The organism is Novosphingobium fluoreni (assembly GCF_014196615.1).
GTDB classification, from domain to species: domain Bacteria; phylum Pseudomonadota; class Alphaproteobacteria; order Sphingomonadales; family Sphingomonadaceae; genus Novosphingobium; species Novosphingobium fluoreni.
The window spans coordinates 155,862-175,853 of record NZ_JACIDY010000006.1 but is presented as its reverse complement, the minus strand read 5'-3'; the positions used below and the strand labels follow the sequence as shown (position 1 = coordinate 175,853).

17 protein-coding genes are annotated in these 19,992 nt (G+C 63.0%); 9 read left to right on the top strand and 8 right to left on the bottom strand.

What is annotated here, in order from left to right; translation table 11 throughout:
• The first annotated feature begins 105 nt into the window (after nucleotides 1–105).
• Entirely contained in the window at nucleotides 106–1,878 is a 1,773-nt protein-coding gene (locus tag GGR39_RS12880; RefSeq protein ID WP_183617498.1) for a cation:proton antiporter domain-containing protein, read from the top strand.
• A gap of 214 nt (nucleotides 1,879–2,092) precedes the next feature.
• On the opposite strand, the gene alaS is transcribed toward GGR39_RS12880, so the two are convergent.
• The 7 genes from alaS to dapA all read right to left on the bottom strand — a co-directional run bounded on the left by alaS (nucleotide 2,093) and on the right by dapA (nucleotide 11,383).
• Nucleotides 2,093–4,759 carry an alanine--tRNA ligase gene (alaS, locus tag GGR39_RS12875; RefSeq protein ID WP_183617497.1) on the bottom strand — a complete coding sequence of 889 codons (2,667 nt, stop codon included), beginning with the start codon at nucleotides 4,757–4,759 and terminating at the stop codon, nucleotides 2,093–2,095.
• Nucleotides 4,760–4,997: 238 nt separating this feature from the next.
• Nucleotides 4,998–6,071 carry a recombinase RecA gene (gene recA / locus GGR39_RS12870; protein WP_183617496.1) on the bottom strand — a complete coding sequence of 358 codons (1,074 nt, stop codon included), beginning with the start codon at nucleotides 6,069–6,071 and terminating at the stop codon, nucleotides 4,998–5,000.
• Nucleotides 6,072–6,172: 101 nt separating this feature from the next.
• Complete coding sequence (locus GGR39_RS12865) at nucleotides 6,173–6,859, bottom strand: transglycosylase domain-containing protein (RefSeq protein ID WP_082667826.1); 687 nt, start codon at nucleotides 6,857–6,859, stop codon at nucleotides 6,173–6,175.
• Entirely contained in the window at nucleotides 6,859–9,327 is a 2,469-nt protein-coding gene (locus GGR39_RS12860) for a hybrid sensor histidine kinase/response regulator (protein ID WP_183617495.1), read from the bottom strand. Before GGR39_RS12860 ends, GGR39_RS12865 begins: the two co-directional genes overlap by 1 nt.
• Complete coding sequence (locus GGR39_RS12855; protein WP_183617494.1) at nucleotides 9,306–9,899, bottom strand: DUF2062 domain-containing protein; 594 nt, start codon at nucleotides 9,897–9,899, stop codon at nucleotides 9,306–9,308. The genes GGR39_RS12860 and GGR39_RS12855 overlap by 22 nt, the downstream gene beginning before the upstream one ends.
• Nucleotides 9,896–10,378 (bottom strand): SsrA-binding protein SmpB, encoded by a 483-nt coding sequence (smpB, locus tag GGR39_RS12850; RefSeq protein WP_183617493.1) that lies wholly within the window; start codon nucleotides 10,376–10,378, stop codon nucleotides 9,896–9,898. The genes GGR39_RS12855 and smpB overlap by 4 nt, the downstream gene beginning before the upstream one ends.
• A gap of 123 nt (nucleotides 10,379–10,501) precedes the next feature.
• The gene (dapA, locus tag GGR39_RS12845; RefSeq protein ID WP_183617492.1) at nucleotides 10,502–11,383 is read right to left on the bottom strand and encodes a 4-hydroxy-tetrahydrodipicolinate synthase; all 882 of its coding nucleotides are present in this window, start codon (nucleotides 11,381–11,383) and stop codon (nucleotides 10,502–10,504) included.
• Nucleotides 11,384–11,496: 113 nt separating this feature from the next.
• Here dapA and GGR39_RS12840 point away from each other — a divergent pair, with 113 nt between their 5' ends.
• The 4 genes from GGR39_RS12840 to GGR39_RS12825 all read left to right on the top strand — a co-directional run bounded on the left by GGR39_RS12840 (nucleotide 11,497) and on the right by GGR39_RS12825 (nucleotide 14,870).
• The gene (locus GGR39_RS12840) at nucleotides 11,497–13,473 is read left to right on the top strand and encodes a lytic transglycosylase domain-containing protein (RefSeq protein ID WP_183617491.1); all 1,977 of its coding nucleotides are present in this window, start codon (nucleotides 11,497–11,499) and stop codon (nucleotides 13,471–13,473) included.
• A gap of 62 nt (nucleotides 13,474–13,535) precedes the next feature.
• Entirely contained in the window at nucleotides 13,536–14,021 is a 486-nt protein-coding gene (gene greB / locus GGR39_RS12835; RefSeq protein WP_058735522.1) for a transcription elongation factor GreB, read from the top strand.
• 64 nt (nucleotides 14,022–14,085) lie between these two features.
• A complete protein-coding gene (locus GGR39_RS12830; protein WP_221226121.1) occupies nucleotides 14,086–14,325 on the top strand; it encodes a hypothetical protein in 240 nt (79 codons plus the stop codon).
• Between the two features lie 188 nt (nucleotides 14,326–14,513).
• Nucleotides 14,514–14,870 carry a hypothetical protein gene (locus tag GGR39_RS12825; RefSeq protein WP_343055884.1) on the top strand — a complete coding sequence of 119 codons (357 nt, stop codon included), beginning with the start codon at nucleotides 14,514–14,516 and terminating at the stop codon, nucleotides 14,868–14,870.
• A gap of 74 nt (nucleotides 14,871–14,944) precedes the next feature.
• Here the strand turns inward: GGR39_RS12825 and GGR39_RS12820 are convergent, their stop codons facing one another.
• Complete coding sequence (locus tag GGR39_RS12820) at nucleotides 14,945–15,610, bottom strand: outer membrane protein (RefSeq protein WP_183617489.1); 666 nt, start codon at nucleotides 15,608–15,610, stop codon at nucleotides 14,945–14,947.
• A 236-nt stretch (nucleotides 15,611–15,846) separates the two neighbouring features.
• Here GGR39_RS12820 and rlmN point away from each other — a divergent pair, with 236 nt between their 5' ends.
• The 4 genes from rlmN (at nucleotide 15,847) to GGR39_RS12800 (ending at nucleotide 19,990) form a co-directional block, all read left to right on the top strand.
• Nucleotides 15,847–17,130, top strand: coding sequence for a dual-specificity RNA methyltransferase RlmN (gene rlmN, locus GGR39_RS12815; RefSeq protein WP_058735446.1), 1,284 nt, complete (start codon nucleotides 15,847–15,849; stop codon nucleotides 17,128–17,130).
• A 163-nt stretch (nucleotides 17,131–17,293) separates the two neighbouring features.
• The gene (locus GGR39_RS12810) at nucleotides 17,294–17,623 is read left to right on the top strand and encodes a glycine zipper 2TM domain-containing protein (RefSeq protein ID WP_058735523.1); all 330 of its coding nucleotides are present in this window, start codon (nucleotides 17,294–17,296) and stop codon (nucleotides 17,621–17,623) included.
• A gap of 225 nt (nucleotides 17,624–17,848) precedes the next feature.
• Nucleotides 17,849–18,601, top strand: coding sequence for an SDR family oxidoreductase (locus tag GGR39_RS12805; protein ID WP_183617488.1), 753 nt, complete (start codon nucleotides 17,849–17,851; stop codon nucleotides 18,599–18,601).
• Between the two features lie 138 nt (nucleotides 18,602–18,739).
• The gene (locus GGR39_RS12800; protein WP_183617487.1) at nucleotides 18,740–19,990 is read left to right on the top strand and encodes an SAM-dependent methyltransferase; all 1,251 of its coding nucleotides are present in this window, start codon (nucleotides 18,740–18,742) and stop codon (nucleotides 19,988–19,990) included.
• The last annotated feature ends 2 nt before the right edge of the window (nucleotides 19,991–19,992 follow it).

The window sequence follows — 19,992 nt, the reverse complement described above, 5'->3', positions numbered from 1 at the left end:
GAAAACGGCTGTGCCTCCATCAGGGCGCAGCCGTTTTTGCGTTTAGAGTACAAAAGATCGCCGCCAGTCGTGACAAACACGGCGCGTGTGCCCTATCGCACACGCATGGCTGCACCGCATGAACTGACATCTCCCTTCATTTCCGACGCCCTCGTCATCCTCGGCGCTGCGGGCGCAGTCATCCCGATCTTCGCACGCTTCCGCATCACGCCTGTCATCGGCTTCATCCTGATCGGCCTGCTGGTTGGACCTTCGGGACTGGGCCGCCTGGTGCCGCAGTTTCCGTTGCTCTATCACATCACGATCTCAGAACCCGAGGGCCTCGACATTTTCGCCGAGTTCGGGATCATCCTGCTGCTATTCTCGATCGGCCTCGAACTTTCGTTTGGCCGATTATGGCAGATGCGCAGGCAGGTATTTGGCCTCGGCTCCTTGGAACTGTTGGGGATAGGTGCGGCGATCACCGCCGTCCTGGCCTCGATCGGACATGACATCGGCGGCGCGCTGGCTCTTGGCCTGGCGCTGGCACTTTCCTCCACCGCGCTTGTCCTGAAAATTACCAATACGACAACGCCGGTTGGCCGCGCGGCCCTCGCCATGCTTTTGTTCGAAGACATCGCGCTGGTGCCGATCATCTTTCTACTCGGCGCCATGGGGCCGAGCGCCGCGGGCGGTTTCAGCGCGATGGTCTCGACCGTCGCGGTGGGCTTCGCGGTGATCGCGGTGCTGCTGGTGTCGGGGCGGTTCCTGCTGCCGCCGCTCTTCGCGCAAGCGGCTCGCACCAAGAGCCCGGAACTGTTCCTGGCCGCCTCGCTGCTCGTAGTGATCCTGGCCTCGCTATCGACCGCGGCGGCGGGCCTCTCGCCTATCGTCGGTGCCCTGATCGCCGGGCTGCTGATCGCCGAGACCGAGTATCACGGCGAGGTCGAACATATCACCGAGCCGTTCAAGGGCCTCGCGCTGGGCGTGTTCCTCATAACCGTGGGCATGAGTATCGACTTCGCCGTAGTCGCGCAGAATATCGGCACGATCCTGCTGGCCACGTTCGGCGTGATCGCCCTGAAGGCCCTGGTCACCGGGCTGCTGCTGCGCATCACCGGCGCGCGGCGGGGCACCGCGATGGAGACGGGCATCCTCATGTCCAGCCCGTCCGAAACCACCCTGATCGTGCTGACCGCCGCCACTACCGCGCAACTTATCAGCCCGGGCACTTCGCAGTTCTGGCAGATCGTAACCGCGCTGGGCCTGACGATCACCCCCTTGCTGGCGCTGCTTGGGCGCACCATGGCGCGACGGATCGACCGTTACGAGCCGCAAAGCACCCTCCCCGACGAACATGCGCCGCGCGCGATCATCGTGGGCTTCGGGCGAGTCGGGCAACTGGTGGCGGATATGCTTACCAGGCACGGCAAGGCGTACATCGCCGTGGACAGCGACGCCGATCTGGTGAGTGACGGCAAGCATCAGGGCTACGCCGTCACCTTCGGCGATGCGGCGCGCGGAAACGCACTCGAGCGCCTGGGTGCCGATAAGGCCACGGCGGTTATCCTGACGATGGACGAGCCGGTTTCGGCACAGCGCCTCGTCCGCCGCCTCCGGGGCGCTTACCCAGACCTGCCGATCATCGCCCGCGCCAGGGACACGACTCATGCCGCGGTGCTCTACCGAGCCGGGGCGAGCCAGGCAGTGCCGGAAACGCTGGAAAGCTCGCTGCAACTGTCTGAAGCCGTGCTGGTCGATCTGGGCGTACCGATGGGCCCGGTCATCGCCTCTATCCACGAGAAACGGGACGCCTTGCGGACGCAACTGATGGAAGAAGGCGGCCTGTCAGAGAAGCCGGCCCTGCGCAGTTCCACCATGCGGGACCGCACCGCCTGATCTAGGCCCGTGTGGTGTAATGCGCACGAACCGGGAGGGTGGACACCGCGACCGATCCGCTCGCTGCCATCAACGATCGCGTGCCCGCCCCTGATGAAGCCAGCCATATCGGAGGGCTCCTGCCCCCGGGGACAGCGATATCCTAGGGCATGAGAACGCCGAAGCACAGGTGCGCGCAACATACGCTGACACGCGCCAAGCCACGGTTGCAAGACTAGCCGGCGATTACCACCTTTACAGCAGCCAGCGCCTCAGCCCCCTTGGAGCCATCCGGACCACCGCCTTGCGCCATGTCCGGGCGGCCGCCGCCACCTTTACCGCCCAGCACTTCCACACCAGCGCGAACGAGCGCGACAGCACTGACCCGGCCGACAAGATCGTCCGTAACCGCCGCCGCGATGCTCGCCTTGCCCTCGTTCACCGCCACGATCGTCGCCACGCCGGAGCCGAGCCGTTGCTTGGCCTGGTCGAGCAACCCGCGCAGTTCCTTCGGGTCCAGACCCTCAAGCACTTGGCCGAAAAACTTGATGCCGCCGATATCTTCATCCGCAGGAGCATCCACTGCCGCGCCAGTGCCGCCTAACGCGATCGCGCGCTTGGCGTCGGCCAATTCGCGCTCCAGCTTCTTGCGCTCCTCAAGCAGGGCCGCGACCCTTGTTTCGACATCCTCAGGAGAGGTGCGAAGCAGGCCGGCAGCGCCCTTCAAGGCTTCCTCGCGCTGCACCAGCCAGCGTCGCGCACCTTCGCCGGTCAGTGCCTCGATCCGGCGCACACCCGATGACACGGCGGACTCCGACACGATGCGGAACACGCCGATGTCGCCCGTCGCCCGCACATGGGTGCCGCCACATAGCTCGACCGAGTAGTTGCGGCTGCCGCTGGTCCGGCCCATCGCCAGCACGCGTACCTCGTCACCATACTTCTCGCCGAACAGTGCCATGGCACCTGCGGCCACGGCATCATCGGGGCTCATCAGACGAGTAATCACCGGATCGTTGTGACGGATCTCCGCGTTGACGTCCGCCTCGAGCACCGCGATGTCTTCGGGCGTCAATGCCTTCGGGTGCGAGAAATCGAAGCGCAGTCGCTCTTGCGCTACCAGCGATCCCTTCTGCGTCACATGGTCACCCAGGCGATTGCGCAAGGCTGCATGCAGCAAGTGGGTGGCCGAGTGGTTGGCGCGAACCGCGTCACGCCGATCAATGTCGACTGTCAGCAGCACCGTATCGCCGACCTTGATGCCGCCTGCATCCACGTGGCCCCGCATCGCATGGAGGCGGCCAAGCGGTTTGGCGGTATCGTTGACAGTGATCGCCAGTTCGCCGCTGCCGCTTCCTGGCGCATCGACTATGGTTCCGGCATCGCCGACCTGGCCACCGCTTTCACCGTAGAACGGAGTTTGATTGGTGAGGATGATGACGTCCTCGCCGGCTTTGGCGGACGTAACTTCCTGCCCGTCGCGCACCAGCGCGACCACGCGGCCCTCGCCACTGTCGGCGGTATAGCCGGTGAACTCGGTCGCGCCCTCGCGCTCGGCGATATCGAACCAGATTTCGCTATCTGCCGCCTGGCCTGAACCCTTCCAGGCAGCGCGTGCGGCGGCCTTCTGTTGAGCCATCGCCGTGTCGAACCCAACGCGATCGACGCTGATCCCGCGAGAGCGCAGCGCATCTTCGGTAAGGTCGTACGGGAAGCCGAAGGTATCGTAAAGACGGAAGGCGGTTTCACCGGGGAGTTCACCGCCCTCGGTCATGCCGTTCGTCGCCTCGTCCAGCAGACGCAGACCGTTCGAGAGCGTGCGGCGGAACTGGATTTCCTCGCGCTCCAACGTCTCCTCGATCATCGGCTGGGCGCGGCTGAGTTCAGGGAATGCCTGGCCCATTTCAGCGACCAACGCGGGCACCAGACGATGCATCAACGGGTCTTTCGCACCCAGCAGGTGCGCATGGCGCATCGCCCGGCGCATGATGCGGCGCAAGACGTAACCGCGGCCCTCGTTTGACGGCAACACCCCGTCCGCCAGGAGGAAGCCGGTGGAACGCAAGTGATCGGCGATAACGCGGTGGCTGGCGCGATGGCCGCCCTCGGCCGGTACACTGGTGAGACTTTCCGATGCCGCGATCAGGGCCTTGAAAGTGTCGGTGTCGTAATTGTCGTGAACGCCCTGCAGCACCGCGGCGATCCGTTCCAGCCCCATGCCGGTATCGATCGAGGGGCGCGGAAGATCGCCGATGATCTCACCGCCCGCCTGCTCGAACTGCATGAACACCAGATTCCATATCTCTATGAAGCGATCACCATCCTCATCGGGCGATCCCGGAGGCCCACCGGGGATATGCTCGCCGTGATCGTAGAAGATCTCGGAGCATGGCCCGCAAGGACCGTCATCCCCCATCGCCCAGAAATTGTCCTTCGTGGCGATGCGGATGATGCGATGTTCGGGAAGCCCCGCAATCTTCTTCCACAGTTCGAACGCTTCGTCATCCGTGTGATAGACGGTGGCCAGCAGTTTCTCGGCCGGAAGGCCCCAGATCTTGGTCAGCAAGTTCCAGGCGTGGGTGATCGCCTGTTCCTTGAAATAGTCCCCAAACGAGAAATTGCCGAGCATCTCGAAGAAGGTGTGATGCCGCGCGGTATAACCCACATTGTCTAGATCGTTATGCTTGCCGCCTGCCCGCACACACTTCTGCGACGAAGTGGCGCGCGGTGTCTCACGGCTTTCAAGGCCGGTGAACACGTTCTTGAACGGCACCATACCGGCGTTGACGAACATCAACGTCGGATCGTTGTACGGAACCAGAGGGGCCGAGGGTGAAACTTCGTGACCGTGCGAGCCGAAGTATTCAAGGAAAGACCGGCGGATTTCGTTCGTGGAGCGCATAGGGTGAGCCGATAAACCGGGGGTTCACTTGCGGCAAGCGGGAAGGCGCGATCAGCGTGATCGGACCTTGTTCAAGAATGGGCCTTATCCCCGTTTCCACGCCGCCTTACGACTTCGCATTGCAGATGGACGCTGGGTGACGGGAGTCATTTTTGCCAAACCGCCAAAAGAACTGAGGCCAGAGCTGATTTCTGGCCTCAGAACTCAAGTCCTCCTAAAGCCATTCAGACAAGTACCATCAGCTATCGTCTTCTTCCGATGGGCCAGCCATCATCTCTTCCGCCAAGCCAGCAGTGCGATCGCGGATGGCTTTTTCGAGGCGTTCGCACACTTCGGGATTGTTCTTGAGGTAGGTCTTGGAATTTTCACGACCCTGCCCGATCCGGATCGAATCGTAGCTGAACCAGGCGCCTGACTTTTCTACCAAGCCGGCCTTGACGCCCAGATCCAGTATCTCACCTATCTTTGAGACACCTTCGCCATACATGATATCGAATTCGACCTGCTTGAACGGCGGGGCAACCTTGTTCTTCACCACCTTAACACGCGTGGCGTTGCCGATCACTTCATCACGGTCCTTGATCGCACCGGTGCGGCGGATATCGAGGCGGACCGAAGCGTAGAACTTCAAAGCGTTGCCGCCCGTGGTCGTCTCCGGGTTACCATACATGACGCCGATCTTCATGCGCAGCTGGTTGATGAAGATCACCATGCAACGCGAGCGACTGATCGAGCCGGTCAGCTTGCGCAGCGACTGGCTCATCAAGCGCGCCTGAAGGCCGACGTGGCTATCGCCCATCTCGCCCTCGATTTCGGCGCGAGGGACCAGCGCCGCGACCGAATCGACCACCAGAACGTCGATCGCATTGGAGCGAACCAGGGTATCGACAATCTCAAGCGCCTGCTCGCCGGTATCGGGCTGCGACACGATCAATTCATCGATGTTGACGCCCAGCTTCTTGGCATAGACCGGGTCAAGCGCGTGCTCGGCATCGATGAACGCAGCGGTGCCGCCGATCTTCTGCGCTTCGGCGATGCAGTGCAGCGCCAACGTGGTCTTGCCCGAACTTTCCGGGCCGTAAATCTCGATCACACGGCCACGCGGCAAGCCACCCACGCCAAGGGCGATATCCAGACCCAGGGATCCGGTGGAAATCGCTTCCACCTGCATCGTCTCCTTGGAGCCGAGCTTCATCGCGCTGCCCTTGCCAAACGCGCGATCGATCTGCGCAAGCGCGGCTTCTAGGGCCTTCTGGCGGTCCATTGCGTCCTTTTCCTTGCCTTCCTGGATCAGCTTGAGCTGAGCAGCCATGTCGTTCCCTCTTCGCTACCTGCCTGACCGGAAAGGTCAATGTCACGAAACAGGATGTATGCTATTTGTTCTCATCGAACAAGAGGGGAACAAATGTTTTCCTACGGCTGTTCTTCGGCGCAGGGCGCAAGCTTCACATCGCCTTTGCGTTCGCGCACGCAAGTGCCCGCCAACAGGCGCGTGATGCGGGTTACACGCTCGTCCAGCGCTGGATCCGGGCGGTCTAAATGGAAAGAATCAGGGTCGGACGCGACGGCCACGAGGCGTAGAAACTCCGCGTCCGACAGCTTTGCGGGGGAGCGATGATACATCAGATGGCTGGTGAGAAAAAAGCCTTTCAGCCACCCTTCCGGCACGCTGCCCATTTCCACAGTTTCGAGCCACAAAGCCAGAATTTGCCGCTTGGACAACTTCTCTTCGAGGCCGCGAGCGTATCCCGCGAGCCGAATCCGACCGACGCCGCCGGTGTAACCGTCGAACGCCATGCGAGACGCAAGAGCGCGGCTGATCGACGTTACGGAGCCACCCGGCGTATCAACATCGGGGCCGAGATTGGCAGCAAACGCCGGGTCTTCGACAGCCAACAGCATGGCTTCGCGCCCCGGCCCCAAATCTTCGCCGGAGCGCCCCTGATAGATCAGGCGGTTGGCCAGGCGCCCCAGGAAAGGCGCATCCTCCACCGCATCCGAGTGGCCAAGGCCGTAGTACGAAACCAATCCTGCCAGAACGCCGAAGATCGTCAGCAGAGTGACGAAGATTGCGTTACGCAAGGCGGGCCGCGCCGTCATCATCGAACCGGCTGCAAGGTCTGAGCCAGCACGTCACCGACCTTCTCGGACAATTGCTGAACGGAAAACGGCTTGGGCATGAACCACGCGTTGGCGATGCCGATCTCCTTGCGCAACTGCTCCTCCGCGTAGCCGGACATAAACAGTACCGGCAGGGCGGGTGCGATTTCACGGATGCAACGCGCCATGGCTGGGCCGTCCATGCTGGGCATCACCACGTCGCTGACGACCAGATCGAACGAACCGCCTTCCCGTACCAATTCCAGGCCTTCTTCACCGTCACGGGCGGACGTCACCTGATAGCCTTGGCGGGTCAGCGCCCGCTCAGCCACGACGCGGACGGGGTCTTCATCCTCCACCAACAAAATCCGCCCGCCTCCAGCCCATTGGCGCGACGCCTCGGCCGGCTTGGGAAGAGAGCGGCCCGCCCCCGGCCCGGCATGATCGACCGGCAAATAAACGGTAAAGCGCGTACCCTGCCCGACTTCGCTTTCGGCGAAGATGAAGCCGCCCGATTGCTTGACGATGCCGTAGACCGTCGAAAGGCCGAGGCCAGTGCCCTTGCCCTGCTCCTTCGTAGTGAAGAAGGGTTCGAAGATCTTGCCCAGATGCTCGGGCGGGATGCCACTGCCGGTATCTTCCACGATGAGGGCGGTGTATTCGCCGATCGGGATGATCTCGCTGCGCATCGCGCGGACGTCGGCGGTGCTGACGCGGCGTGTGGCAAGGGTCAGCTTGCCGGACCCGTCACCGCGTGATTGCATGGCGTCTCGCGCGTTGACGGCCAAATTGACGATGACCTGCTCCAGCTGCGTAGGGTCGGCCCGCACGGCGCCCAGATCGCGATCGTGCTGGACGACGAGCTGGATTTTCTCACCGATCAGGCGGCGCAGCATCTGTGATACATCGGCGACGACATCCGGCACTTGCAGGATTTCGGGGCGCAGAGTCTGCTGGCGCGAAAAGGCCAGCAGTTGGCGCGTCAGAGAGGCTGCACGGTTTGAGTTCGCGCGGATTTGCTGGATGTCATCATAGTCAGAGTCGCCGGGCGTATGGCGCATCAACATCAAATCACAGGTGCCCAGGATCGCCGTGAGAACGTTGTTGAAATCGTGGGCAACGCCGCCGGCGAGCTGGCCGACGGCCTGCATCTTCGTGGCCTGGGCAACCTGACGTTTCAACCGCGTTTCTTCCGACGAATCAGTCAGGCCCAGCAAAACCGCCGCGTCGCCCAGTCCGCGAACGCCCGCGAGGCTCAGCGATACCGGATCGTCTGGCAGAGCCAGGAGACGGACGGCGATATCTCCGGAGGCGGCCGGCCCTTGCGCGAAGCGGCGAATGGCTTCGGAAAGGGCGCGCTTGTCCTCGCGAACCACGAGATCGGTGGGATAGGTGGCGCTGGGGTGCCCCTCGCGCCCGGCGGCGCGCATGAACGCGGGGTTGGCAAAGAGCAGCCGGCCGTCGCGATCGGCCATGGCGAGCCCCAGCGGCAATTGCCCCAGCAATGCCTCCAAGTGCGGCGCGGCGGCGCTGGCGGTCTCACCGGCGCCAAGGCCCAGCCCCGCATCGACGACTAGCATCAGCGCCGGCGCGGTTCGGGGATCTATTTCGATGCCGAGATCCGGGTCGACCGCGGGCACATGGTACAAGGTGATCGGGCTGGATTGCTGGCCATCGCGCGCCCAGGCGATGCGATCGCCTTCTTCCTCACGCAGCAGAAGCACGAAATCCTGACCGACGAGGTCGGCCTGCGCGTCCCCCGTGGCGCGTTCGGCAAAGCCGGCGCTAGTAGCGCGGATGGTGCCGTCCGGATCGACCAGCGCCCCAACGATACCGGCCGCAGACAGCGCGCGGCCAAGCTTGCCATCGAGGTGCGCGACGAGCTCGGCCACCGGATCGCCCTGCACCAGCGCCTCGAAGCGCCAGACGATGAAATCATCCCCGCGACCCGCCCGCCGGGCATGGGCCTGCCAACGCTGGGACCCGTATCCTAGCTCCGACAGGTCAGTGGTGATCGCAACTTGCGCGGCGCCATCACGCCAGGTCAGGCGCACAGCATCTGACAATTTATCTTGCGACGTGTCGTCAACCGGAAGCCCCGGCGGCGCGCTGGCCGCCCCGAACCAAGCCTCGTAGCGGCTGTTCGCGCAGACCAGGCGCCCGGCGCGGTCAGTGACGGCAATGGCGGAATCCGAACCCTCGATCGCGGCGACGGTGACGGACCAATCCGGAGATGCGAACTCCTCCTCCGCTTCGGCCGGGCGACGGCGCAGCAAGAGAAACGCCAACGTCCCCAGCACCAGCACGCCAGCAATGAACGCGGCCGTGGCGATGCCATCGCGAGTCGCGAACCACACTAACGCAGCACTGGCCACCAGCGCAGCGACGACGCCGAGAATCTCCGACGGTCCAAACCTCGGGGCGGCGGCCGGCCGCTCTGCTTCGATCACGCGCCAGCCCCGGCGCATGGCTTCTCAAGCGGAGGGGCGGGGCGGCGGGGCCGCAACTGCCGGGCCTTGTGCTTATGTCCGATCCAGCCGCGCCAGAACCACACCGACAAAAGGTACCCGATGGCGGCCGTGACGACTGAGATGACGAACAGCCCCAGCACCAGCGACGGTGCCGCGTCAGACAATAGCCAGTACAACCAGCGCCGCGCGCCCGCGCCGCTTTCGTAAAGCGCATAGAACGTGCTGAGATCGGCGTGAAAACCCAGATGATTGCCCACCCAGATCGAGGCCGCCAGTATGAACGGCGTGGTGGCGGGATTGGACAGGAATGTCATCGCCGCCGCCAGCGGGATGTTTCCCCGCACCGGCACGCACAGCAAAGCCGCGCCGACGATCTGGATGCCCGGGATCAATGCAAAGATGCCGACCAACAGGCCCACCGCGACCCCGCGCGGCACCGAGCGGCGCGTGAAACGAAACAGTTCCTGCCGTCGCGCAAGAGGGGCGGTAAATCGGTTTCCCGCTAGCTGTTCATGCGTCGGCATCTGGGCGTGGAACCAGCGCGCGAGACGGGAAAACAGCGTGCTCATCCGTGCTCTCGCAAGATCCTGCCTTGTTCGCGCTTCCAGTCGCGCTCCTTGATGGTGCTGCGCTTGTCGGCTGCATTCTTGCCGCGTGCAAGCGCGAGTTCCACCTTTGCGCGGCCTCTGCCATTGAAATAGATCGACAATGGAACCAAGGTCATGCCCTTACGCTCGACCATGCCGTGCAGGCGGGCGATCTCGCGTTCGCGCAGCAGCAGCTTGCGGGGTCGCTTGGGCTCATGATTGAAGCGGTTGCCGTGGCTGAATTCCGGCACGTTGGAATTCACCAGCCAGCACTCTCCGCCTTTCACCTCGGCGTAGGATTCGGCGATCGATCCTTCGCCAAATCGCAGCGATTTCACTTCGGTGCCGGTCAGCATGATGCCGGCCTCGTAAGTGTCCTCGATGTGGTAATCGTATCGAGCGCGACGGTTTTCCGCCACGGTCTTCACTTTGTCGAATTCTTTGTGCTGGGGGCGCGCCATGATCCGCCATGTAGGGACACACACCGCCAAAATAAATCATGAACGGCGTAGCGGGAAAAAGATCGTTGGCGAGCACCGCCCCGGGTCAAGCTTGGGACGGCGCAGTTTCGTCTATATCAGGCCCTAAAGCAGCCCGGCATGCTCCAGCGCGGCGTCGACCGCGATCCGTGCCTTCTCGCCGCAGGGGACCAGCGGCAGGCGCAGTTCATTCGACAGCCACGGATGCACCCGCGCCAAGGCGTACTTGCACGGCCCCGGCGAGCTGTCCTCGAACATGGCATAGTGCAGCGGATAGAGCTTGTCGTTCAGCTCACGCGCCAGTTCCAGATCGTTGGCGGCGCAAGCGGCCTGGAATTCGGCACACAGCTTGGGCGCGACATTGGCGGTGACGGAGATGCAGCCAACGCCGCCCGCCGCGTTGAACGGCAGCGCCAGTTCGTCATCGCCCGAAAGCTGCGCGAAGTGCTTGCCGATGCCCATGCGGTGATCGGTGACGCGGCTGAGATCGGCGCTGGCGTCCTTGATGCCGATGAAGGTCCGTGGAAAGCGACGCGCCAGTTCGCACACCGTCTCGGGCTGCAGGTCGGTCACCGTGCGGCCGGGCACGTTGTAGAGCAGGATCGGCAAATCGCTATGCTCGGCCAGATACGAGAAATGCGCGAGCAGCCCGTCCTGGCTCGGCCGATTGTAGTAGGGCGCGACCACGAGCGCGGCGGCCGCTCCGCTCTTCTTCGAAAAATTCATGTGGAGAAGAGCATTCATCGTATCGTTGCTGCCGCAGCCAGCAATAACCGGCACGCGGCCCGCCGCTTGCTCCACGCAAACTTCGATCACACGGTGGTGCTCCGCGTTGGAGAGCGTGGAATTCTCCCCCGTAGTGCCGCAGGGGACCAAGCCCGACGAACCGTTCTCGATCTGCCAGTCCACCAGTTTGCGAAAGGCGCTTTCATCGAACGCGCCATCGCGAAACGGGGTGACGAGTGCAGGAATCGAACCCGAGAACATGGACTTCGCCTTTGCTGTTGGTCATCAAGACGGCATCCACGGCGCGTCACGAGTGAAGCGCCACCGTCATAAGACTTGATCATTCAGGGCCTGATAAGGAGCCTTTTTCCAAAATGTCCAGCATGCTGCGCGCCTCCGCCTGTCTTCTGCTGACATCCGCCTGTTGGTTCTCGCCGCCCGCCTGGGCGCAGGACACCACGAGTTCCGCTGCCGCGTGGGATCAGGCGCGTGCCATTCAGATGCAATCGCACGACATGGCCGCCCACCAGTCCGTGGACCGCTGGCGACTGCTGACGGCCAGCGATCGCATGGGATTTGGCGCCTATGCCTCGTTCCTGATGACCTATCCGGGCTATCCGCAGGAAGAGAAGCTGCGGGGATACGCGGAAAAGGCGCTCGCCAGCGAATCGCCCGATCCCTCCACGCTCGTGGCGTTCTTCGACCGATTGCCGCCGCTGACCAGCCAGGCGGCTGGCCGCTATGCTACCGCTCTCACCAATTTGCGGCGATCGGACGCCGCACAGCGGGCGGTGACTGCATGGCGTTCCGGATCGCTACTGCCCACGGACGAAAGTTTGCTGCTCAGCTTCTATCGCGACAGGTTCAGCGCGGACGATCACGACGCGCGGATGAATGCCCTGCTGTGGCAAGGCGAAGTTTCGCAGGCCGAGCGGCAGATCTCGTTCGTATCGGCTGGACGCCGGCCCTTGTTCATGGAGCGGCTGTCTTTGCTGCAAGGCGCGGCCCCAGGATCGCTGGGCATGCCGATCGGCAGCGATCTGCTGCGCGATCCCGGCTATGTCTATAACCGTTCGGTGCAGGCGCGGCAGAGCGGCAATCTACCCGCCGCCATCAGCTTGCTCTCGACGCGCCCCCCGCTCTCGCAGCCGGTGCCTGACGCTGCGAAGTGGGTGAAGGAACTGCTGACGGTGGCCAAGGGCGCGGGTGCCGACCCCGCCGTTCGCATCGCCACCTCTATCGATGACGCGTTCGCGCCGGGGACGGATATCTCCAAGCTCTCGTTCCGGGTGCGCGATGACTATACGACGCTGGTATGGCTGGGCGGTACCAAGGCAATTTGGGACTTGCGCGATCCGCGCCGCGCCGCGCCGCTGTTCTATCGCTACGGCGCCGCCGCCCAGACGCCCGGCACGCGATCGAAGGGCTTCTATTGGGCGGGCCGCGCGCTGACGCAGGCGGGCGATACGTCCGGGGCCAATCGCTATTTCGAGATGGCCGCGCGCTATCCCGAGACGTTCTACGGCCAGTTGTCTCTTGAGCGGCTGGGCCGCCCGATCCCCAACCTCGATGTCATGCCGCAAGTCCGGCCGGGCAACGCGGATCGCGCCGCGTTCAACGCTAAGCCGATCACACGCGCGGTGCGCGATGTTGCCCGCGATGCCGACTGGCGCACCGGCGTGCAGTTCTTTCGCGAGATCTCGGACCAGGCGCAATCGGAGGCGGATCACGTGCTGGTCGCCGATCTGGCGAAAGAGATCGGCCGCCGAGACCTGGGCGTTATCCTTGGCCAAGCGGCTCATGCGGACGGATACACCAGCTTCGGGCGCATCTCTTTCCCCGAGATGCCGGTGCCCCCTGGTGCGAACTGGGTGATGGACCACGCGCTGGCCCGACAGGAAAGCCAGTTCGCGCAGAATGCCATGAGCCATGCCGGCGCACGCGGTTTGATGCAGCTGATGCCGGGCACCGCGCGCGAACAGGCCGGCAAGCTTGGCATCGGCTATAGCGAAAGCGCCTTGACCTCTGACCCGATCTACAACGTCAGGCTGGGCGACGGGTTCTTCAGCCGGATGATGGACTACTACGGCGGCGCGACGCCTCTGGCGGTCGGCGCGTACAACGCCGGGCCCGGCAATGTGAACAAGTGGCTCGCCGCCAACGGCGATCCGCGCACCGGCGCGATCGAATGGGTGGACTGGATCGAGCGCATCCCGATCTATGAGACGAAGAACTATATCCAGCGCGTTATGGAAAACGCCGTGGTTTATCAGAGCATGAACCCGTCTCGGGGATACTATCGCGGGCAGGCGCCGCTCAGTGCGATGATGGGCAAGCGCACGCCGGGTTAGCGCCCTGGCCGCATGCCATGCCTCGCCGGCGCCCACCGGCTGCTCAACAAGACCGAAAGATGATGACCCCCTCAGGCCCACCCATCACTCCCGCCGGCATGGCGCGATTACGCGCGCGGTACGACCATCTCCTGGGCAAGGAGCGGCCAGAGATCGTGGAAATCGTCAGCTGGGCAGCCGGAAACGGCGACCGCTCGGAAAACGGCGATTACCTCTACGGCCGCAAGCGGATGCGGGAAATCGATCGTGAGCTGGCTTACCTCGCGCGCCGGATGAAGGCCTTGCGCGTGATCGACCCGGCGCGGCAGGAGGAACGCAGCAAGGTGCTGTTCGGAGCCATGGTGATCCTGGTCGACGAAGACGATCAGCACATGACCATCACCATCGTGGGCGATGACGAGCAGGACGCCGCCGCAGGCCGGATCGGTTGGAGCGCGCCGATCGCCCGGGCGTTGCGCGGCGCTTCGGTGGGCGATCTTCGCACCGTGCGCCTGCCCGCGGGCGAAAAGGAATGGGAAGTGCTCAAGATTAACTACCCTGATCCGTGAACAAGATCACTTGGCCAATCTTTCTCCCGGCTGTATTGTGAGTCTGGGATCGCTGGAACCTTGTATGAACGAAAAGACGGAACAGGATCTGCGCCACGCCCTCGGCAACGCCCGCGCTGAAACGGAAGCGTTGAAAAGCATGTTGGGCAAGGCCGCGGATAGCCTGGAAGACATTGTTGAGGCCAACTGCTCCACCGAAGAGCAGGAGAAAGCTATCGCCACCGCGCGCCGTCTTCGCAGAGTGATCGAGCGGACGAGTGGCAGCGGCAAAGTCAGCGCGTCGAGCGGATCGGTCAGCTCCTGACGATCAGACGCGGCGCCCAGCAGCCGGGCTTATCCCTTATCCCCATTCGCCGAATTGCGCTGACGCTGGGCTTTGTGTGCGCGGCCGCGGCCTTTGCCATGCCGGCTGCGGCGCGTGAAAGCCTGGGGCTGTATTCCGGTTGGGGGGCGTTTCGAGATCCCGCGACGCCGCGCTGCTATGCGATCGCCATGGCCGAGCCCAACGCGCGCGAACGGGAGCATCAGCCCTTCGCCGCCGTCGGCACTTGGCCGAAACGCAATGTGCGCACGCAGATTCACTTTCGCTTATCACGTCGCTCAGCAGCGGATCGGCCGATCGTTCTGGCTATCGGGGACAGGCGCTTCGCGCTCACCGGAGGCGGGGGGGACGCCTGGGCGGCCAACAACTCCGACAACGCCGGTATCATCGCCGCGATGCGATCCGCGTCATCCATGCGGGTCAGTGCACGCGATCAGCGCGGACGCCCGTTCAGCGATGGCTGGATGCTGGCCGGAGCCGCTTCGGCCATGGACGCAGCGGCGATCGCCTGCGCCCGTGCCGGATGAGGTACCCGTAACGGGCAACAGCTAGAAGGGCGGAGCCTGTGCCCCGCCCTTCCCCTTGATCTGAGATCAAACGATCAGAAGCGATAGCCGACGCTAGCGACGACCTGATGACGATCGAGGTCGACATTGAAGCGATCGCTGTCAGGAATGTCGTCGCGGAAGTCCAACTCGGCCTTCGAATAGTTGGAGTAACGATATTCCAGCTTGGCGAAGGTGTTGGTGCCGAACTTCTGCTCGACGCCAGCGCCCAGGCGCCAGCCGTCTGCATCGAAGTTCAAGCGCGAGATATTAGTGCCGTCGCTGGCGCGAGCGCCAAAGCGGGCGTTGGTGTAGCCGCCCTTCACATAGACCAGCGTGTTGGGCGTAGCCTTGATACCGGCACGCGCACCAACGTAGAAATCACGCTTGGTCTTGACGTTGCCGAGCCCGAAGCCTTCGAAATCGCCGTCATCGTTGAAAGAGGTCTTGGCGGTGCTGCCAGTCACTTCACCCTCGACGCCGACCACGGCCCGACCGAAGTCATAGTCGTATCCGATGCCGCCGCCGTACAGCAGCCCGTCGATCGACTGGTCGTTGCGATCGTTGAAGTCATCATCGACGTCGCTACCAGCCTTGGTGATGTCGTAACCTACGATCGCTTCCACGCGGGGGCCGGTGAACGAGCCTTCGGCGGTCTGGGCCATGGCGGGAACCGAGAGCAAAGCGGTGCCGGTTGCCAGGCAGGCGAGAACTTTCTTCATAAACTAACTCCGTAGTCCTGCGACTTGTATCGTTGGACCCGTGAAATGCGCTGCAACGCGGCGGAGTTTCATGAACGTAACACAACGAATCACCGTTGTTTTTCAGTCACACTTTTCCAGCGAACCGAGAGAACGAAAGGTTTGCCGACCGAAACTTTCGCATCTGCGACACGTTCGCGGGCTCGCGTGGGCGCGTGGCTTTCAACTGAGCGACGGGTGCATTATATGCGGCGATCATGTCAGATACGAACCTCATGCCGATCCCCGGGCTCATTGATCCCGTCCCCGTGCCGCGCGCCGATGTCGTCGCCGGCGTCACGCCCCGGGAGGACGGCAAGATCGACCTCATTGGCCTTCCACGGAAGCGCATTGCCGAATTGTTCGAAGCGGCGGGCCTGGACGCCCGGCAAGCGAAGCTGCGCGCCAAGCAGGTGTTCCACTGGCTCTATCATCGCGGCGTGACCGACTTTGCCGAGATGACCGATATCGCCAAGGCTATGCGGCCCTGGCTGTCAGATCGCTTCGTGGTCGGGCGGCCCGAGATCGTCGAGGCACAGCACTCCACGGACGGCACGCGCAAATGGCTGCTGCGCACGCCCGATGCCCACGATTTCGAGATGGTCTTCATTCCCGATGCGGACCGGGGCACTCTGTGCGTCTCCAGCCAGGTCGGATGCACACTCAACTGCCGCTTCTGCCACACCGGCACGATGCGTCTGGTGCGCAACCTGACGGTGGGTGAAATCGTCGGCCAGGTCATGCTGGCACGCGATGCGCTGGGCGAATGGCCCAAGGGCGTGGCGGACACCAAGATCGGCACCATGGCCGACTTGGATGATGACGAGGATGAAGGTTCTTATACGTCGGATGGCCGCCTGCTCACCAACATCGTGATGATGGGCATGGGGGAGCCGCTTTATAACTTCGACAATGTGCGTGATGCGCTGAAGTTGGTGATGGATGGCGATGGTCTTGCCCTGTCGAAGCGGCGGATCACGCTTTCCACATCGGGCGTCGTTCCCAAGATGGCGCAATGCGGGGAAGAGATCGGTGTGAACCTGGCGGTATCGCTGCACGCCGTCACCAAGGACATCCGGGACGAGATCGTGCCGATCAACCGCAAGTACGGCATCGAGGAATTGCTTCAGGCCTGTGCCGACTATCCCGGGGCCAGCAACGCCCGCCGCATCACGTTCGAGTATGTCATGCTCAAGGACAAGAACGACAGCGACGACGATGCCCGCGAGCTTGTCCGCCTGTTGAAGCATTACAAGCTCCCGGCGAAGGTGAACCTCATCCCGTTCAACCCGTGGCCCGGTGCACCGTACGAATGCTCGACGCCGGAAAGGGTGCGCCGGTTTTCCGACATCGTGTTCGAAGCTGGAATTTCAGCGCCGGTTCGCACCCCGCGCGGCCGCGATATCGACGCGGCCTGTGGCCAGCTGAAGACGGCGGCCGAGAAGAAAAGCCGAGCTGAATTGGACCGGCTATACGAAGAAAAGCAGGCCGCGCTGGGCTGAGCGATAGTCGGCTGACGGGGGGGGGCAATTCGCTTTGCCGTGCATTTGCATCGCTTGATCGTGGGTATGGGAGCTTTTTCGTCTGTTCATCTGACGTTGTGGATCAATGAACAAAAAGCTGCGTTACCCGATCAATTCAATGCAAGACCAGAGGGCTCTCACCATGCGTAAAGTCATTCTTACCGCTCTGATGGCGGCAGTCACCATCCCCGTGATGACCGCGACGCCTGCCGAAGCACGCCGCCGCGACGATCGCCGTTACTACAGCACCGACAACGGCGTGCGCTACTGGCGCGGTGACGACGGCCGCTATCGCTGCCGCAAGTCGAACGGCACCACCGGCCTCCTGATCGGCGGCGTCGGCGGTGCCCTGCTGGGCCGCACCATCGACGGCGGTCGTGACAAGACCCTGGGCACCGTGCTTGGTGCTGGCGCAGGTGCGCTGCTGGGTCGCGAAGTGGATCGCAACAACTCGCGTCCCCGCTGCCGCTGATCTTACCCGGTCCACTAGGAAGGCGCGTCGCTCGAAAGGGCGGCGCGCTTTTCATTTGCGCATATCTGATGGTGCGCGCTGCAACCTTTCCTACTCGCGCCGACTATGCTCCATGATGCATGTGAGCCAAATGTTTTCCATTTCTCCAAATCCGCTTCCTGCTGAGACGGCCTGTTCGTCTTGCTATTCTGGACACCGGCAACTGCGGCAACCTGAGGGCATGCGATGAGCCGCCCCGCCGTCCTCGTCACCGGTGCCGCCCGCCGGCTGGGTCGCACGATCGCCCGGGCCTTTGCAGAGCAGGGCTGGCACGTCATCATTCACTACGGCTCTTCGCGCGATGAAGCGGAAGTTCTCGCTGCCACGCTATCGTCGGCACAGACCGTCACGGCGGATCTGGCGAATGTGGACCAAGCGATCGAAATGGTCGAGAATCTGGCCCAGACCATCTCGGACTGGCGCGTGCTGGTAAACTGCGCCAGCGTTTTCGAATTGGATGACGCAACGCTCCTTTCCGCCGATGTCTTTTACCGGGCGATGCGCATAAACACCCAGGCGCCCGCCGCCATGGCGCAAGCATTCCTGGGACAAGCCAAGTCGGCCCTTGGCCGCCGCGTGATCAACGTAAGCGATCAGAAGATCGCCAATATCAATCCGGACTTCTTTTCCTACACCATGAGCAAGACGGCTCTGGCGGCCGCCACCACCATGCTTTCCATGGCGCGCACCAACCCTCGCGATCGGGTCTACGGCCTGGCTCCCGGCGCGATCCTTGCCAGCCACGACCAGCGCGAGGAGGAAACGGAGCGATCCCACCTCATGAACCTGCTCCGCCGCAAGACCGGAGCCGATGAGATCGCCGCAGCCGCGCTATTCCTCGCCGAAGGGTGGTTGGAAAGCGGAGAGACCGTTTTCATAGACTCTGGCCAGCACTTGCTATCCCAACCTCGCGATGTCTTGTTTCTCGCGAGAGACTGACCCTTCCCCGAACGTTTGTCCTCTGGGAATGGGACTTGTTCTTCCGGGCAGCGGGGTTAGGAATGCGCGCCATGCCATTCCATCAGTCTGATTGCCATCCCGCTGGCCGCCCCACCATCAAGACCAGGGATTTCCAACATGGCTAAGCGCATACTCGATCGTTTTCTTAGCCGTGTTGTCGCCTGTGGTGCTCTGGAAGTCGTTCGGCCCGATGGCTCCAGCACACATTTCGGGTCGCGGGCAGAGGGCTTTCCTGACGTCCAGATCCGTTTCACCACCGACACGGCGGAACGGCGCATCCTGATGGATCCCCGCCTAGGCGCTGCCGAAGCGTTCATGGATGGCGAACTGGTGGTCGAGCGTGGCGACGTCATGGACCTCCTCGCTCTGATCCGCGGCAATGCTCCGTGGGATCGCAACGGTCGCCTTCAACCGGCAAGCCCGATCCGCCGCATCCGCAATACGCTGGCGCATCGGCTGGAAAGCTTCAATCAGTCGCGCAAGTCCAAGTCGAACGTGGCGCACCACTACGATATCGGGAACGATCTCTACCGCCTGTTCCTGGATACCGATCACCTGCAGTATTCCTGCGCATACTGGCCCAGCCTCGATCTTTCGCTGGAACAGGCGCAAGAGGCCAAGCTTGCCCATATTGCTGCGAAGCTGGCGCTCCAGCGCGGGCAGCGCGTGCTTGATATCGGTTGCGGCTGGGGCGGCATGGCGATCTATCTCGCCCGCAACTTCGACGTTATCGTCCACGGCATCACGCTGAGCGAGGAGCAGCTCGCCCTTGCCCGCGAGCGCGCGACGGCGGCTGGCGTCGCCCATCGTATCACGTTCGAGCTGGTGGATTACCGCGATCTCGCAGCATCAGGTGCGAACTACGACCGCATCGTTTCTGTCGGCATGTTCGAACATGTTGGCCAGCCCCAGTTCGAAGCCTTCTTCCGGGCATGCGCCAACATGCTGGCAGCGGATGGCGTGATGCTGCTGCACACCATCGGTCGAATGGGAGGCCCCGGCCTCACCGACGCATTCACGCGCAAATACATTTTCCCAGGCGGCTACATCCCGGCACTCAGCGAGACGCTGGCTTCCAGCGAAAAGATGCGCCTGATCGCGGCGGACGTAGAAAACCTGCGCCTCCACTACGCCTACACCTTGCGAGAGTGGTACAAGCGTTGCGTGGCCCACCGGGACGAGATCATCGCGATGTTCGATGAGCGATTCTACCGCATGTGGACCTTCTACCTCGCCGGCGCGACGGCGGCGTTCGAGAGCGGTGGAATGTGCAATTACCAGATTCAGTACATCCGCTCCCGCCATGCCCTGCCGCTCACGCGCGATTACCTTGTCGATGCGGAGCGGACGCTATTGAAGGCCAAATAGCG